General features: G+C 47.6%; 17 protein-coding genes. 5 read left to right on the forward strand and 12 right to left on the reverse strand.

Features of this window, described 5'->3' with window-relative positions; all coding sequences use genetic code 11:
• Positions 1-33: 33 nt before the first annotated feature.
• Complete coding sequence (locus tag V7Q13_RS16715) at positions 34-1,329, forward strand: M24 family metallopeptidase (RefSeq protein ID WP_333801812.1); 1,296 nt, start codon at positions 34-36, stop codon at positions 1,327-1,329.
• A 1-nt stretch (position 1,330) separates the two neighbouring features.
• On the opposite strand, the gene V7Q13_RS16720 is transcribed toward V7Q13_RS16715, so the two are convergent.
• From V7Q13_RS16720 to ric, 6 genes are read right to left on the reverse strand one after another with little or no spacing between them, the layout of a single operon-like run.
• Positions 1,331-1,762, reverse strand: a complete 432-nt coding sequence (locus V7Q13_RS16720; RefSeq protein WP_333801813.1) for an RrF2 family transcriptional regulator — start codon at positions 1,760-1,762, stop codon at positions 1,331-1,333.
• Between the two features lie 11 nt (positions 1,763-1,773).
• Positions 1,774-2,100, reverse strand: coding sequence for a metal-sulfur cluster assembly factor (locus tag V7Q13_RS16725; protein ID WP_333801814.1), 327 nt, complete (start codon positions 2,098-2,100; stop codon positions 1,774-1,776).
• Between the two features lies 1 nt (position 2,101).
• On the reverse strand, positions 2,102-3,376 hold the full coding sequence (locus tag V7Q13_RS16730) for a cytochrome C oxidase subunit I (RefSeq protein ID WP_333801815.1): 1,275 nt from the start codon (positions 3,374-3,376) through the stop codon (positions 2,102-2,104).
• A gap of 2 nt (positions 3,377-3,378) precedes the next feature.
• A complete protein-coding gene (locus V7Q13_RS16735) occupies positions 3,379-3,945 on the reverse strand; it encodes a DUF2249 domain-containing protein (RefSeq protein ID WP_197428869.1) in 567 nt (188 codons plus the stop codon).
• A 4-nt stretch (positions 3,946-3,949) separates the two neighbouring features.
• A complete protein-coding gene (locus V7Q13_RS16740) occupies positions 3,950-4,456 on the reverse strand; it encodes a hemerythrin domain-containing protein (protein ID WP_333801816.1) in 507 nt (168 codons plus the stop codon).
• Between the two features lie 11 nt (positions 4,457-4,467).
• Positions 4,468-5,421 (reverse strand): iron-sulfur cluster repair di-iron protein, encoded by a 954-nt coding sequence (ric, locus tag V7Q13_RS16745; protein WP_333801817.1) that lies wholly within the window; start codon positions 5,419-5,421, stop codon positions 4,468-4,470.
• Positions 5,422-5,536: 115 nt separating this feature from the next.
• Here ric and V7Q13_RS16750 point away from each other — a divergent pair, with 115 nt between their 5' ends.
• Both V7Q13_RS16750 and obgE read left to right on the forward strand, forming a co-directional pair.
• Positions 5,537-5,911, forward strand: coding sequence for a putative zinc-binding protein (locus V7Q13_RS16750; protein WP_333801818.1), 375 nt, complete (start codon positions 5,537-5,539; stop codon positions 5,909-5,911).
• A gap of 72 nt (positions 5,912-5,983) precedes the next feature.
• A complete protein-coding gene (gene obgE / locus V7Q13_RS16755; RefSeq protein WP_333801819.1) occupies positions 5,984-6,991 on the forward strand; it encodes a GTPase ObgE in 1,008 nt (335 codons plus the stop codon).
• A gap of 284 nt (positions 6,992-7,275) precedes the next feature.
• On the opposite strand, the gene V7Q13_RS16760 is transcribed toward obgE, so the two are convergent.
• Complete coding sequence (locus V7Q13_RS16760; protein ID WP_157480649.1) at positions 7,276-7,593, reverse strand: heavy metal-binding domain-containing protein; 318 nt, start codon at positions 7,591-7,593, stop codon at positions 7,276-7,278.
• 144 nt (positions 7,594-7,737) lie between these two features.
• On the opposite strand from V7Q13_RS16760, the gene V7Q13_RS16765 reads away from it, so the two are divergent.
• Both V7Q13_RS16765 and V7Q13_RS16770 read left to right on the forward strand, forming a co-directional pair.
• A complete protein-coding gene (locus V7Q13_RS16765) occupies positions 7,738-10,011 on the forward strand; it encodes a hypothetical protein (protein ID WP_333801820.1) in 2,274 nt (757 codons plus the stop codon).
• Positions 10,012-10,062: 51 nt separating this feature from the next.
• Positions 10,063-10,278 carry a hypothetical protein gene (locus V7Q13_RS16770; RefSeq protein WP_333801821.1) on the forward strand — a complete coding sequence of 72 codons (216 nt, stop codon included), beginning with the start codon at positions 10,063-10,065 and terminating at the stop codon, positions 10,276-10,278.
• A 4-nt stretch (positions 10,279-10,282) separates the two neighbouring features.
• Here the strand turns inward: V7Q13_RS16770 and V7Q13_RS16775 are convergent, their stop codons facing one another.
• From V7Q13_RS16775 to V7Q13_RS16795, 5 genes are all read right to left on the reverse strand, one after another.
• The gene (locus V7Q13_RS16775; protein ID WP_333801822.1) at positions 10,283-11,671 is read right to left on the reverse strand and encodes an NAD(P)(+) transhydrogenase (Re/Si-specific) subunit beta; all 1,389 of its coding nucleotides are present in this window, start codon (positions 11,669-11,671) and stop codon (positions 10,283-10,285) included.
• A 54-nt stretch (positions 11,672-11,725) separates the two neighbouring features.
• Positions 11,726-12,025 carry an NAD(P) transhydrogenase subunit alpha gene (locus V7Q13_RS16780; protein WP_333801823.1) on the reverse strand — a complete coding sequence of 100 codons (300 nt, stop codon included), beginning with the start codon at positions 12,023-12,025 and terminating at the stop codon, positions 11,726-11,728.
• A 38-nt stretch (positions 12,026-12,063) separates the two neighbouring features.
• Complete coding sequence (locus V7Q13_RS16785; protein WP_333801824.1) at positions 12,064-13,176, reverse strand: Re/Si-specific NAD(P)(+) transhydrogenase subunit alpha; 1,113 nt, start codon at positions 13,174-13,176, stop codon at positions 12,064-12,066.
• 129 nt (positions 13,177-13,305) lie between these two features.
• The gene (locus V7Q13_RS16790; RefSeq protein WP_333801825.1) at positions 13,306-15,102 is read right to left on the reverse strand and encodes an acyl-CoA dehydrogenase family protein; all 1,797 of its coding nucleotides are present in this window, start codon (positions 15,100-15,102) and stop codon (positions 13,306-13,308) included.
• Between the two features lie 69 nt (positions 15,103-15,171).
• Positions 15,172-15,630 (reverse strand): MarR family winged helix-turn-helix transcriptional regulator, encoded by a 459-nt coding sequence (locus V7Q13_RS16795; RefSeq protein ID WP_333801826.1) that lies wholly within the window; start codon positions 15,628-15,630, stop codon positions 15,172-15,174.
• Positions 15,631-15,843: the final 213 nt, after the last annotated feature.

Consider the following 15,843-nt stretch of genomic DNA (forward strand, 5'->3'; position numbering starts at 1 on the left):
TTTCTTTTCTCCATATTCTTTTGTTGCTTTTTAATGAGCAACGCACAAGTATTGCCACTCAGAGAGCAGGCTCGTGTAACCGATGAAATTACTGCCGACAGAATCAACAACCTGCTGCCGCAGCTCATGCAACGAACAGGTATTGATATGTGGGTGATTATTAGCCGGGAGTACAATGAAGACCCCATATTGAAAACCATGCTGCCTGCTACCTGGCTGAGTGCAAGGCGTACTACCATGCTGGTGTTTTACCTCAACCCTGCCACGAAGCAGTTGGAGAAGATGGCCATTGCCCGCTACAATGTGGGCGAAAACATCAAAGCCAATTGGGACATGCAGCGCTTCCCCGATCAGTGGGATGCATTGATGAACATCATCACCACCCGTAATCCGAAAAAGATTGGCTTAAATACATCCAAAGACTATGGCCATGCCGATGGTATTGATCATACGCACTATGACCAATTTATGCAAAAGCTGCCTGCAGCATTCAAGAGCAAAGTGGTGAGTGCAGAACCACTGGGTGTGGCGTGGTTAGAAACCCGTACCGAACGGGAAATGCAGTACTACACGCAGCTCGTCAACATGACGCATAAAATCATTGAAGAAGGTTTTTCTGAAAAAGTAATTACACCCGGCGTTACTACTACCGACGATGTGGTGTGGTGGTTCCGGCAAAAAATCCGCGACTTGGGTTTGGATACCTGGTTTCATACCAGTGTAGCGGTACAACGCAGTGATAGCAACAGTTTCGAACACCTGCGGGCTTTCAGCGATAGGCCTAAAGAAGACCTCATTCGCCCCGGCGATTTGCTGCATGTAGACATTGGCATTACTTACCTGCGCCTCAATACAGATATTCAACAACATGCTTACGTGTTGAAGCCCGGCGAGAAAAATGCGCCAGCCGATTTGCAAAAAGCCTTTGCCCAAAGCAATCGCCTGCAGGATATTTTAACCAGTCAGTTTGTGCTCGGCAGAACGGGCAATCAAATCTTAAAAGGCGCTTTGGATCAGGCAAAGGCAGAAGGCATTGTAGCCAGCATTTACACGCATCCGTTGGGCTTGCATGGTCATGCTGCGGGCCCCACCATTGGCATGTGGGATATGCAAAATGGTGTGCCCGGTAGCGGCGATTATCCATTGTATTACAACACCGCTTACAGTATCGAACTCAATAGTTCATCAGATATTCCTTCGTGGAAAAAGAACATTCGCATCATGCTCGAAGAAGATGGTTATTTCGATCAGTCGGGTTTTCGATACATCAACGGACGGCAAAAGCAACTTTATCTGATACCACGTGTGGTGGGCAACAATGCCGATTGATTTAGCTCACTAAAAAAGCATCGCCATCCGTAACAGGTTTGCATAAATCTGCAATCGTTTTTTGGCGGCAGAGTTGCTCAAATCCATCCCGAACTTTTTTATAATCGTTATGGATGGGGCAGGGGTGAAGGTGCGAACATTGGCTCAATCCAAGACCACATGCTGTAAACAATTCTTCTCCATCTATGGCGTGTACTATGCGAATAATTGGCTGCGCCAATTGCACATCAGTAATGTAAAAGCCGCCATTGGGTCCTTTGGCGCTGTGAATGATGTTGGCCTTCACCAGCTTTTGCAAAAGCTTGCCAACGGTATGTTCGTTTTCATCAATGGCGGCTGCTACTTCCACCATGCCAAAGCGTTGTGGGCCTGCCACATGGCTGGCTAAATACAACACGGCTTTGATAGCGGCTTTACAAGTAATGCTCAACATAGGGGCACAATTTATCGATCCAAAATGGATTTACCGGCTTCGCTGATGCGGTCGGGTGTCCAGCGGCTGTCGAAGTCCAGCGTTACTGCTGCACTGAAGTTCGGAAAGGTTTCTTGCAGCGCCTGCTGTACCCGATTGGTAATGGCTTCACCCAATGGGCAAAAAGCAGTAGTGAGCGTCATCCGGCAATATATTTTTTGCGCTGCCACATCCACATCTATTTGTTCTATCAATCCTAAATCAATCACACTCACTCCCATTTCCGGATCGAGTACGGAGTAAAGTTGCTCCACTGCTTGGGCGCAGTAATCGGGTCGGTTGGTAGTGATGGCGTACATATCATTTTGCAGGTTGGTGAGCAATCATTTGATACACAAGCCAGGTATACAGCACTCCTGCCACCAGCATGATGGCTGCTGCAAGGTGCAAGCCCCACAGTATTTGCAGCAACATGCTACATGCAAACAGCAACAAGCCGGTTACATACAAGAGCATCATATATTTTACTGTTGTATGTTGCACCAAATCGTTCGGGTTGATGTGCTGCTTTGTAGTTGCTGCTTTGCTGTAATGCTGGCTCCATACTATAAACGGCAGGGTTTTAAACGTCATGCCGATGATGAGGGTGCTCAACCATCCGAAAAATAGTAAGAAGCCGTACAGTTTTACCAAACTGGTGATGGCTGCGCCGGATGCCGTTGTTTGCAGCAGCAACACCGCCGCCAGTAGCAGCGATGGCAGCAGCATCAACAACACACTTACCAGTGAAAGTTTCATTGGGGTATCAATGCTTTTTCTTACCCGTAGCCGGTATGCGTGGCGTATATAGTTGGCAAACAGCAGCATGGAAAAAACGATGCCGGCGAAGGGTACTACCAACCAGGGTAAAGGCATTGCCAGGCAAAACACAAATACAAACAACAATAGCGATGCATTCATTACAATGAATATGTGCCATAGTGTTTTGTTGTCGTTTACCTGTGCTATTAAAAACATGGGTATCAATCTTGAACCCACACCCATAACAAGTAATAAAAACCAACCAGCCAATCCTATATGTGCATGCAGGCTCAGGTAGTGCAATGAATTGTTGGGTAAAATGGGATGCGAAAAATTATACAACAACAACCAGCCCAACAGCATGGTTAGCAACAACCAAATGGTAGCTGCCAGCATAAACCAAATATGTACATCCTTTTGTGGTTGCTGCCGCATGCTTTGCAGCAAATTGATGAAGAAGGCAATGATGGCAAAGATGATGCCCGCAGCGCCAGCCAAAGCCCATACATCCATTTGAAATTGCAGAAAGCGAACCACTAAGAAAGGAATACCCAATGCTGCCAGTACAAAACTACTCATTGCCAGTTTGTGGCTGTACAATGCATTGCCAAGCAACACAGGCAGCAATTGATGGCTGGCACCGAGTATCATCATGGTGCCCCAGCCCAATGCCATCAGGTGTACAATGCCCAATAATTTGGGTTGAAAAAAATGACCATCGAGGTTAGGTACCGACCACCACAACAAGCCTAATGATACCAGTAGAGAAATTGCAGCATATCCATAAAACGGTAATACAAACAGGGGGGCAGTATGTGGTTGCGATTGCGGCATGGTTACATTTTGTACAGCAGCAATTCAATTCCGTTATCCGTCGTTTCGCTGATGGCGTAGCCAATATTCCGGGCAGCCAGCTCAGGTAGCAAATACACCGGTATCCGTTGGTGCAGCACTTTTAAAGCTGTATCTGCTGGCAACTTTTCTACAGCAGCCAGTATTTGCAACATGGGCTGTGGCATGGGCAATCCACGAACATCTATCGTTTGCATATTTGTGCCAAATCTTTCTTGAATGCTTTCCCGGTTTGTTTCACCGTTGTGCTTGCTGGTTACTGCTGCATCAACTGCTTCCACTGGCCGCCAAAACCAGGTGGTTACTTCATCGGGGGCATAGCGGTGGCTGTGTGCTGCAAAGCCTTGCTTGCTCAGCAACTGCACCAGTGGTGTGGGCACAAACGGAGCTGTAAGTGCCAACCCCTGTGTTGGGCTAAGTTCTCGTATAGTTTTTTGTATCAGTTGCAAAGGATCCGTACCGCCGGCTAATACACTGCGTACATCAAGCGCCACCCATTCGGCCGCATTGTTGATGACGGTTGTTTCGGTATACTCAATGGTTGTGCTCATGTATTTATTTTTTTTGATTATCGAGCCAAAACAAATCTGACCATTGGCTGTCAACATCTTCTCTGGCGGTTCGGTCAATGGCTTCCAGTTGCTGCAGCGTGGCTGCATCCAACTGCAATTGCAGATAGCTGAATAAGCCCCGTTCTTCAAAACGGATATGCGCCTCCAGCAGGTCGGCAAAGCGAAGCAAGTCCTCATGCGTAGCAGCTGCTGTGGTCCAACTGGCTGCTAACTGTTCCAGTGCTGCATGCTCTTGCCATGTGCGGTTGGCATAGTCATCACCTGCGGGTAAATGCGTTAGCAAAAACTGTTCTTCATCTCTGAAATGCGGCAACAGTTCTGCCTGCAAACTACACAGCAAATAATCTTGCATGCGTTTGGCTGCAATGCCTTTGCGGCAACCTTTGCGCAGTTTCCACACCAGCAGCAAACCAAAATGATGATCACGAGAGTAAGACTGAAGCGCCGCATGGCGCTTTAGTGGTTGAGGTACAACGGCTTTTGATTCCATACTGCTTGTATTTATGCAGCAGTCAGGCTTTGTTCCAGCTGCACTGCTTTTGGAAATAAAATGTTGTTTTCGAGGTGTACATGCAAATGCGTGTCGGCTTCAAAAGCTTCCAGTTGGTCGTACAGCAATTTGTACGAGTTGCAGGCATCTGCAGGCAAAGAATAGTTGTTGGTAATGCTGCGTAGTTTGGCCAGGTATCCACCCACCACTTCGTGTTCCATTTCCATCATGTTCACAGGTTGTTGCACACTGTCGAATACAGAAGCTTGAGCAGGAGCATCGCTGCGGCTGGCTTTCACCAATGCTTTTACATAGGGGAAAAGCACTCGTTCTTCTTTAATCAAATGGCCAGCCAGTTCGGTATCGGTGGCAGTTACCAGTGCGGCTACTTCCAGCAATTCAGGATGATGGGCACCATGTACAGCTGCTACTTTTTGCGAAAGGCTTACCAGCTGCGGTAGCGATTGGCGCATAAAGCTGTGGTGCGTTTGCACAATGTAATCGGCCAGCAAATCCAGCGACCACTCATGATAGGGCAGTGCTCGTTGTGCAGGCAATTGTTCGGCTTGCTCCAGTTCCTTTTCTATGCGCATCATGTCCAGCCCTTTTTCGGCGCAGGCTTCCTGCAAGGTTTTTTTACCACCACAGCAAAAGTCGATGCCATTGCGGGCAAACACCTGTGCTTTGCGCAAATCCTTGGCGGCTATTTCTCCCAGCGTTGATTCGCCTTCGGCCAAGGCCCTGCGGGTAATGTTTACCCGCCACCAATCGGGGCCTTCTTCCAGATATTGCCAATGAAAAACATTACCCAGTTCGCCCAGCATTTGGTAATAGAGCGGTTTGGGGTCGTGGTCATTATGTATCAGCAAAGTTTCGCCCGGTGCCAACAGGGCAAAACGATCAAAAATGGTTGGGTGTTTCAATTTGGGTTCCAGTTGGGTTACATCCAGTTCTTGCTTCGCCATGGTTGAGTTGTTTTTATGAGTGCTTTGTGTTTGCAAAAACAAAACTACCCTAAACTTTTAATAAAAGTAAATTAATACTTTTATTTGACTGCGAAATGACAAAAAACGACGCATCATGAAAGACAAGCAAATGGTACAACCCATCATTTATTCCTGTTCTGGCTGTAGTAGTGCCGCACAGCTGGCCAATCATTTAGCACTTCGTGCCGATAGGGAGGAGCTTGCCGAAATGTCGTGCATAGCCGGTGTAGGGGCTGGCGTGAAACCCTTGGTACACAAGGCTCGTAGCGGCAGGCCATTGGTAGTCATTGATGGCTGTGCACTGGCTTGTGCCCGTGCTTGTTTGGCACAGCAGGGGTTAGTGCCACAGTTGCACATGGAGCTGTCGCAAATGGGAATCCGCAAGTTGCAACACCAGCATTTTGATACAGCTGATGCGAAAAAGATGTGGGAGTTGCTACAGGAAAAAATACAGGAAATGCCTGTTTAAACGATGTAAGGATTGCCTGGAAACAGGCCAACTTGGGGCGTCGGCAAAAAATGTACGACCTTTGGCCCCTTCATGGAAAAAACAAACTTTATTGATTACATCCGGGTGTTTTGCAAAAGCGGACACGGCGGCGCCGGGAGCCGGCACTTTGCCCGCACCAAATTCAACCCCAAAGCCGGTCCGGATGGCGGCGATGGCGGCCGCGGCGGCCACATTATTTTGCGGGGCAATGCCCAGCTGTGGACATTGCTTCACCTGCGCTATTATAAAAACGTGATTGCCAGCGATGGTGTAGGGGGCGATAAAAACCTGTGTACCGGTGCCGATGGTCAGGATATTATTATTGAAGTGCCATTGGGTACCGTAGCCTTCGACGAAGAAACCGGTGAAAAGGAAATTGAAATTTTACACGACGGACAACAAGAAATTTGGCTGAAAGGTGGTCGTGGTGGCTTGGGCAACAAGCATTTTGCAACGGCTACCAACCAGGCACCTGAGTATGCTCAGCCCGGCGAAGATGGCGTAGAAGGCTGGAAATATCTGGAGCTGAAAGTGCTGGCAGATGTAGGTTTGGTAGGTTTTCCCAATGCTGGTAAGAGTACGCTTCTGAGCGTTATTACCGCTGCCAAACCAAAAATTGCCGACTACGCTTTTACCACCATTACGCCGCAGTTGGGCATGGTGCCTTACCGCGACAACCGCTCATTTTGCATAGCCGATTTGCCCGGTATTATTGAAGGTGCTGCGGAAGGTAAAGGCTTGGGCCACCGCTTTTTGCGCCATATAGAACGCAACTCTGTGTTGCTGTTTTTAATACCTGCCGATAGCAAGGACCACCGCAAAGAATTCGAAATTTTGTTGAACGAACTGGAAGAGTACAACCCCGAAATGTTGCAAAAAGATTTCGTAATTGCCATTAGTAAAAGCGATATGCTGGATGATGAATTGAAAGCCGCCATTCGTGCCGAAATGCCATCAGAATACCCGCTGGTGTTTATCAGTTCTGTATTGCAGCAAGGCCTTACTGAGTTGAAAGATTTGCTGTGGCAAACGCTGAATGCAGGGGATGTAAAAGGTTGACGAGTTTGAAAGTTCACAGGTTCACAAGTTGCACCGCAAGGAATAGATATACAAACAGCCAGCAATTGTTTTGCTGGCTGTTTTATTTGTTGAAAGATTGGAGCAAGAAAGCTTTTGAAATGGCCGACAGAAGTTGCTTTACCAATGCATCCCAGGCAGAGTCGGGGACGAGCAATGATGCTTTTTTCTTCGCTGCGCATCACTTAAACGGCGGCCATTTTCCTTCCATATTACTGGTTCCTTATTCTTTATTTCTTATTCCATTTTTTCCTCTTCCGTAGCTATCAAATTCTCACCGCTGTACCCGTAGCCACCACCATGAGCATGCTGCCGCCGCTGCCAATGGTTTCAAAATCGAGGTCTACACCCACTACGGCATTGGCGCCCATGGCTTGGGCCTTGCCGGTAAGTTCGTTCATAGCGGTGGCTTTGGCTTCTTGTATTACTCTTTCGTAAGTGCCGCTGCGGCCTCCTACGATATCGCGGATGCCCGCAAACAAATCTTTGAATATATTGGCGCCAATAATGGTTTCTGCACTTACAATGCCAATATATTGTTGAATTGGACGACCTTCTATACTGTTGGTAGTGGTAGTAATCATGATGATGAGATTTTGTAGCGGAAAGATACTGCGAAAAAATATTGCCCGACAGCCACTCAACCCAGCACATCCTCCACACATCAGCCAATATTTGAGAATACCCATGTACGGGTATTGGGTTACATTGTGCAATCATTCACCTTCATGTCTAAAATTGATCTTGATATGCGCCTTCGCTTTTTAACCCTTGTTTTATTGATGCTGGCCGGCCATGCTATGGCGCAGCAAACCAAATCGCTGCAAAAAGTAATGCAGCTGAAAATGCAGGGCGATGGTGGTTCCAACGGAGCAGCCATTGCCTTTCATACGGTCAACAAAAAGTACTATGCGGCCATGGCCGGTAATACAACGTACCCATTATGTGTGTTTAATGAACAAGGGTATCTGGTAAGTGGCGGGCAGGTGGAGTCGCTTGCCGATGTACGTGGTTTGTGGTTCAATACCCGCAAGGCCAAGTTGCAGGGCAATGCCTATGGCGAAAATGGGTGGTTTGAATATACCCTTGATGGAAACGGAATCCCTACCGATCATCGCATCATCATGGAAAATGCTTCGCAACCCGACCCGCAAAGTGTGGGTACCTTTGCTGCCAAGCTCAACCAGGTATTGTTTTTTGATGGCCGTGATATTTATTTCTACGACGTCATCAGCGGAGAGGTAAAAGAGTCGCTTTCGCTGGAAGAAATGCGGAAAAAATCGGGCATGGGTTCATTCGATGCAGATGACTACAACAATAGCACCGTATTTTATACGGGCATTACCGGTCAGGAAATTGGCGTGGTCAATACTGCAACCCGCATGGTGGAGTTGTATGGCATGAGTGGGCAATTAGGCCAAAAACTAGCTATTCCTTCTGGTGTGTCATTGTACACAAAGTTCAACTGCGGCTATGCCAATGGCATGTATTGGTTTTTTGACCAAAGCACCCGTACATGGACGGGCTACAAAGAAGGAAGTGCAACAACGGGAGGCACCACTACGCAGCCCGTTACTACCGGCACCCTTGGTGGTGGCACAGGTAGCAGCAACAGTAAGTACACCAAAATAGTAACGGTAGGCGATTTATATTCTTCTTACAATTTAGCAGGCAGCAACGCTGATGATGTTTCCCGCTGGCGCAGTGAGTGGGGTAGCAGCACGGTAGATAAAATTTTGGAACTGTCTAATGAAAGTGGTTGGCCCGAAAACATCAATACGCTATCAAAGCGGGATGGCAAACGGGAAAGATTTACCCAATACATGGCTTATTATATTGCTGATGTAGGTTCAGATAAAGTATTGCTCTGGTTGCCGAAAGCTGAAAACCAAAATGTAGACAGCGACCTCCGTTTGCCCTTCGACATATACATGGTGTATAAAAAATCTGCGGTTACACTTGGACAAAAAACACGACCACCTTCCTCAGCGGGAACGGGTACCAAAACCCTTGGCGGCGGCACAGGCAGCGGTAGTGGAAGCCGTACTACAGTAATTAAAGATCCCGGCCAGCTTTACTCCACATACGATTTAGAAAAAGATGAAAGTGGTATTGCCAGCTTGCTGCGCAATACTTATGGCACAGCTGCTGGTAATGAAATTTTGAAAAGAGCAGTAGAAACAGGCTGGCCTTCCGGCATTAGCACATTTACCGGCCGCAATAGTTATCGCGAAGGCTTTATCAATTTTGTAGCTTACTACATTGCAGATATTGGTACCGATAAAGTACTGCTGTGGATACCCATGAATAAAAATGGCCACATGCCTGCAGCTTGCCGTGGTGAAAATGATATTTACATGGTGTATGCCCGCAGTGCTGTAACGCTGGGCGATAAAGTAAAAGCCACAGTAAATGTAAAGCAAGCAACAGGCAGTGGTAGTGGAACTGGTAATGGTGGTGACGATGGCCGCACCAAGCCTATTACCGGAGTGCTGGGTGGTGGTAGTGGAAGTAATACCAACACCAATGCAGGTAAAACGGTAGCAACAGGCAATTTTGTAACACAGTTTGAAACAATTATCAAAGGATATCCCGGCAATTTCGATAACATAAAAGGGAAGGAGACCAGTGAGCCCAATGCTACTTTTAAAGATTGGGAAAGCAAGATTCATCTTGCCGGCTCCTACAACAATTTCTTGACAGATGGTTTTGTTAATGACCACGTGGAGTTTACATCCATTTTTGACAGGTATAGCACCAAGCAAGCTGCTCTTGCAAAACTCACAAGCCTGGTGGCTGACATCATGAAAACACGAGCTGGTGTTGTTTTAGAAAAACTACCGATTGAAGAAAAAGACAAGTCATCTATTTATTACATAGTTCCAAAAACTCCCGTTGCCAAAGGCTTTGAGTTTTTAGTAATAGAAGCAGGCATGTATTTGGAAACAAGTGGAAAATGGCGTGTTCAAATCATGGTGTATTCTGAAGAAGAAGATTTCTAAGCTATCCACAGCAGTTCCAGTTTTAGTGGAATACAAAACGCCGCATGATTCATGCGGCGTTTTTATTTTGTGGTCATGCAGCTATGTCAGTTTTGCGGTCAGCCTTCGGTACTGGTGCATGTGCACGGTCATTATCAGTGCAATGTTTGTGGCATCAACGCATTGCCCTGTTGCGATGGCGATAATTGTCATACCAATGAGCAATTGCAGGCATCAGCAGGTTTATTGCCAACAGCAAATATGCATGCTGCAAACACTGCTGAGTAAAAAATCATGCTCCTTTAAACGCGGCTATAAGGTTTTGCAAACTGGCTTTAGCATCGCCGTATAACATCCGGCAGTTGTTACGGAAGAATAAAATATTTTCAACCCCTGCAAAACCTTTGCCCTTGCCTCGTTTCATTACAATTACTGTACGTGCTTTGTAGGCTTCAATAATGGGCATGCCCCACAGCGGGCTGTTTTTATCTTCTTGAGCGGCAGGATTTACTACGTCGTTGGCACCTATTATCATACATACATCCACGTTTTCCATTTGCGGGTTGATGCTGTCCATTTCCACCATGGCATCGTAGCTCACATTGGCTTCGGCCAGCAGCACATTCATGTGGCCCGGCATACGGCCTGCCACAGGATGTATAGCAAAGCTTACTTCGGCACCGTTTTTTTCCAAAGCTTCCATCAGTTCACGTACGGCGTGTTGTGCCTGGCTAACGGCCAATCCGTAGCCCGGCACTATCACTACTTTATTGGCTGCTTCCAGCATCAGGTAAGCATCGTCGGCTTTTACTTCTTTCAGTTCGCCCACCACTTCGGCACTGCTGCCACTGGGTGGTGCACCAAAGCCGCCTAAAAATACATTAGCAATGGAGCGGTTCATGGCCTTACACATAATGAGGGTAAGAATAATACCACTGGCACCCACCAATGCACCTGCTACAATCAACAGATTGTTTTGAATGATGAAGCCACTGGCGCAGGCTGCCATACCACTGTAGCTATTGAGCAGGCAAATGACTACCGGCATATCTGCACCACCAATGGGTATGGTGAGCAATACACCTAATACCATGGAGAAAAAAGTAAAGGCTGCAAAGTAGAGGTAGCCATTTTCGGATTGCACCTGCATGGCAAATAATGCCCCACTCACCAGCATGCCCAGTACTACAATCGTAGTTACGATCTGTTGGCCTTTGTAGGTAATGGGTTTGCCACTGATAAACTTTTCTTCGAGCTTGGCCCAGGCAATGAGCGAACCGGTAAATGTAACCGCACCAATAATGGCTGCCACCCAAATAATAGCGGCGCTGCCTGCTGTTAAATGATGCTTGTGTGCATGAAACTCGGCCCATGCTACCAAAAAGGAGGCGAGGCCACCAAAACCATTGAGTAAACCCACCATTTGTGGCATACCAGTCATAGGTGTGCGGTAGGCTAAAATTAGTCCCACAACACTGCCTGCCAGTAAACCAATCAGTATGAAATCGTAGCGCTGTACCTGTGCATCCATCAGCGTAACGATGATGGCACTCAACATGCCAATGCCAGAAATAAGGTTGCCTTTGCGGGCCGACTCAGGGCTGCTCATCAGCTTAAAACCCAGGATGAATGCAATGGCAGCAAGGATATATACAATGTTGATCAGGATAGAAATATTCATGGAATGAAATACTTAGTATGAAGAAATATCACTGCGTAAATAGCAATGGGTTATCTACTTCTTTTTCTTAAACATGTTGAGCATGCGGTCGGTTACGAAGTAGCCGCCCACTACATTAATCATGGCTAGAAAAATGGCAATGCCGCCTAATATGGCAGCCACATCGTTGTCGCCAACACCTTTGGCAAGGCCTGCTGCAATCAACGCACCAACTACAGTTACGCCGCTAATGGCATTACTACCACTCATGAGTGGTGTATGCAATAGCGAAGGCACTTTGCTGATGATTTCAAAACCCAAAAAAATGGACAACACTAAAATGAAAATGAGAAAAATGAGAATGGTCGATTCCATACAAATAGCTTTTATGAGGTAATCAATAGCTGTTTTATTTACAAAGATTTGCGAACTGCGCCACCGTGTGTCATTACACAACTGTTCAAAATATCGTCTTCGAGGTTAAGGGTAAACGCTTTGGTTTCTTTATCCCAAAATTCATCTACGAGGTTGTATAAGTTAGCACTATACATTTGGCTGGCATGTGTGGCTACCCTGCCCGGCAGATTGGTAAGGCCAATAATTTTCACGCCATTCACCATTACTTCTTCCCCTGCTACAGCGCCTTCCACATTGCCGCCGGTTTCCACCGCAAGGTCTACCACAATGCTCCCGGGTTTCATGCCTGCCACCATTTCTTTTGTAATAATAATGGGTGCTTTACGGCCAAATACTTGTGCCGTTGTTACCACCACATCACTCATAGCACATTGCTTTGCCATTACTTCCCGTTGCTTTTGCAATTGTTCTTCTGTCAAAGCTTTGGCATAGCCATCTTTTGTTTGGCCGGTTTCGCCCAGCTCTACTTCCACAAATCTTGCGCCCAGGCTTTTTACCTGTTCGGCCACCACTGGTCTTGTATCAAATGCATCTACCCTTGCACCCAATCTTTTAGCGGTTGCAATAGCCTGCAGGCCAGCAACGCCAGCACCAATAATAAATACACGGCTGGGTTGGATGGTGCCGGCCGGTGTGGTCATCATGGGAAACACTTTGCTGCTTCTTTCTGCTGCCAGCAGCACGGCTACATAACCCGCCAAACTGGCCTGGCTACTCAGGCTGTCCATTTTTTGAGCACGGGTGCTTCGCGGTATCATTTCCATGGAAATGGCCGTAATATTTTTTGCGGCTAAAGCTTGCAGCAATTCATGCTCGTTAAAAGGGTCGAGATAGCTTACATGAATACAACCTGACTTTAGTTGTGCTATGTCTTCTATCGTAGGCTTGCGCAACCGGAGTACCATGTCTGCTTGCAACACTTCATGTTTACTGTTGGCAATGCTGGCACCTGCTTGTACGTATGCGTCATTGCTGGTATGTATGCCTTGGCCAATGCCACTTTCTACCAGTACCGTTGCACCAAGGCTGGTTAGTTTTTTTACATCAGCAGGAATAATGGGGCTGCGCAATTCTCCCGTAAATGTTTCTGCTGGTATTCCTATTGTCATAGTCAAACTAAAAATGATGAGTGCCAAATCTAACCGTTTGGACCCATACACTTTATGACTTTACACAAATGGGCAAATACAAAAAAGGCCACCGGAGAACCGGCGGCCTGTGTACTAAAATCTGATTGACTAAAAGCAATACTTGTTTTCGCTGATGAGCTTGTCGGCAATGCGACGGCGGGCATCCTTGCTGTTGAATGGTCCGTATTTGGTAAAGCGTTTCAAACCCAACAACATCATGCGTTGTTCATCGCCATCGGCAAAGGCATTGATGGCTTCTTTGCCATGCTTGTTTACCAAATCAACTGCATCGTTGAGGTAGCAGCGCATCATGTCCGCATCCAATGCTACTGCGGCTTCGCCACGTAGGTTGGCCAGTTTTTGTACCCGCAGCAGGCAGCTTTCTGCTACGTAAGTGGCAATGCTCATATCGGCAATGTGCATCAGCACTTCCTGTTCGTGTTCCAGTTGCATCATTAGCTTTTGCACGGCACCGCCCGATACCATCAAAATAGCTTTCTTCATGTTTTGGATGGCTTTTACTTCGGCGGCAAAAAGGCCTTCATCTTCAGCACCAAAGTCAGGAATGCTCATGAGTTCTTTCATCACATTCATGGCGGGTGTCATCAGGTCTAACTTGCCTTTGAGGGCACGTTTCAATACCATGTCTACACTCAGCAGGCGGTTGATTTCGTTCGTCCCTTCGTAAATGCGGTTGATGCGGCTGTCGCGGTAAGCACGGCTAATCGGATATTCATCACTAAAGCCATTGCCACCATGCACCTGTACGCCTTCGTCTACCACAAAGTCGAGGGTTTCGCTACCATGCACTTTCATCACCGCACATTCCACGGCATATTCTTCTGCGGCGCCCAGCAATGCTTCGGCAAAGCTTTTGCCGGCAGCCTGCAGTTCATGTTCTTTATCCTGAATGAGCTTGCTGGTGCGGTACAACGCACTTTCATCGGCCCAGCAGCGGATGGCCATTTCGGCCAGCTTGTGTTTAATAGCGCCAAAATTGCTGATGGGTTGCTTAAACTGCTCCCGGGTATTGGCGTATTGAATGGTAATATCGAGGCTGCGCTTACTGCCGCCCAGTGCAGCAGCATCCAGTTTCAGTCGGCCAATGTTCAAAATGTTGAAGGCAATCACATGACCGCGACCAATTTCGCCCAGCACATTTTCTACCGGCACTTTACAATCCTGAAAATACAGCTGCACAGTAGAGGAACCTTTGATACCCATCTTGTGTTCTTCGCTGCCTTGGGTAAATCCTTCCATGCCCCGCTCCACTATAAAAGCGGTGAATTTGTCGCCATCAATTTTGGCAAACACAGTGTACACATCGGCAAAGCCGCCGTTGGTAATCCAGCATTTCTGGCCGTTCAAAATATAATGCTGGCCATCGTCACTCAGCTTGGCTACGGTTTTGGCACTCAGGGCATCGCTGCCGCTGTTGGGTTCGGTCAGGCCATAAGCACCTTTCCACTCGCCACTGGCCAGCTTGGGTATGTATTTGGCTTTTTGCGCATCGGTACCAAAGTATAAAATGGGCAAAGTGCCAATGCCGGTATGTGCCGCCATGGCCACGCTAAAACTATAGCCGCCACCCAGGCCTTCGGCTACAATCATGCTTTCAATAAAAGGCTTGCCCAAGCCGCCTAGCTCTTCGGGTATACTTACGCCCAGCAGACCTTGTTCGCCGGCCTTGTCCATCAGGCTTGGCATCAGGCCGGGTTCCATTTTATCAATGCGGTCAATGTGCGGCAGCACTTCTGTATCCAGAAATTGCTGGCACATATCCATAATCATTTGCTGTTCTTCCGAAAAATCTTCCGGAATAAACACATCGGCGGGATTGGTTTCTTTCACCAGCCATTCTGCACCCTTCAGGGCAGCGGCAGTGGGCTTCAGTTCGGTACTCATGGCAAAGCGGATTTTATGATTTGATCGTTGTTTATTGTAGCTGAGAAAAACATTCCTAATTCATCATTTTCAATTCCCGGTCACTACCATATTCAGGTTTTCATACACCTTGGTCAGCACCCGGCGTGTTACTTCTATGTCTTCTGGCGGCACACCTTCCAGCCCTTCCAGCAGGGTTTGGTTGGCCAAATCCATGGTGCGGTCCCGCATGTCACGGGCCAAATCGGTAAGGCAAATGCGGTTGATGCGGCGGTCGTCTGGCGTACCCTTGCGTTCCACCAGCCCCATTTTTTCGAGGTTGTCCACCAGTCGGGTAATGCTCGGCTTATCGCGGTAAGTTTTGTGGCAGAGCTCTTGCTGGCTCACATTGTCCTGCTTCCACAGGTGTACCAGCACACTCCATTGCTCCACGGTCAGCTCAATGCCATTGTCTCTGAAATGGCGCTGCAGCCGGCGGGCCAGCGCAGTGTTGGCCACACCCGTAATCACAAAGTAGAGTTCGCCTCTTCTGAATTGGTTGTTTGACATATAGTTGTTTATGCAACTATTCAAAGATAGGCGGTTCATTCAAAAATCCAAATCGCTAAAAAGTGAATGTTTTTTGGGGCTGTCGGCCAGGTGCATGTCCCGGCTATGGTTGGCGGTGCTCCGGGGTGCCGTGCTTCGCCTGCGGCTACGCACCCCCGCCTGCAGCGGGGCCCTGCACATCGCCCAGCCCTTCACCAATTGTTCATGAACCAG

The sequence above is a fragment of the Phnomibacter sp. genome (assembly GCF_036803085.1).
GTDB lineage: Bacteria > Bacteroidota > Bacteroidia > Chitinophagales > Chitinophagaceae > Phnomibacter.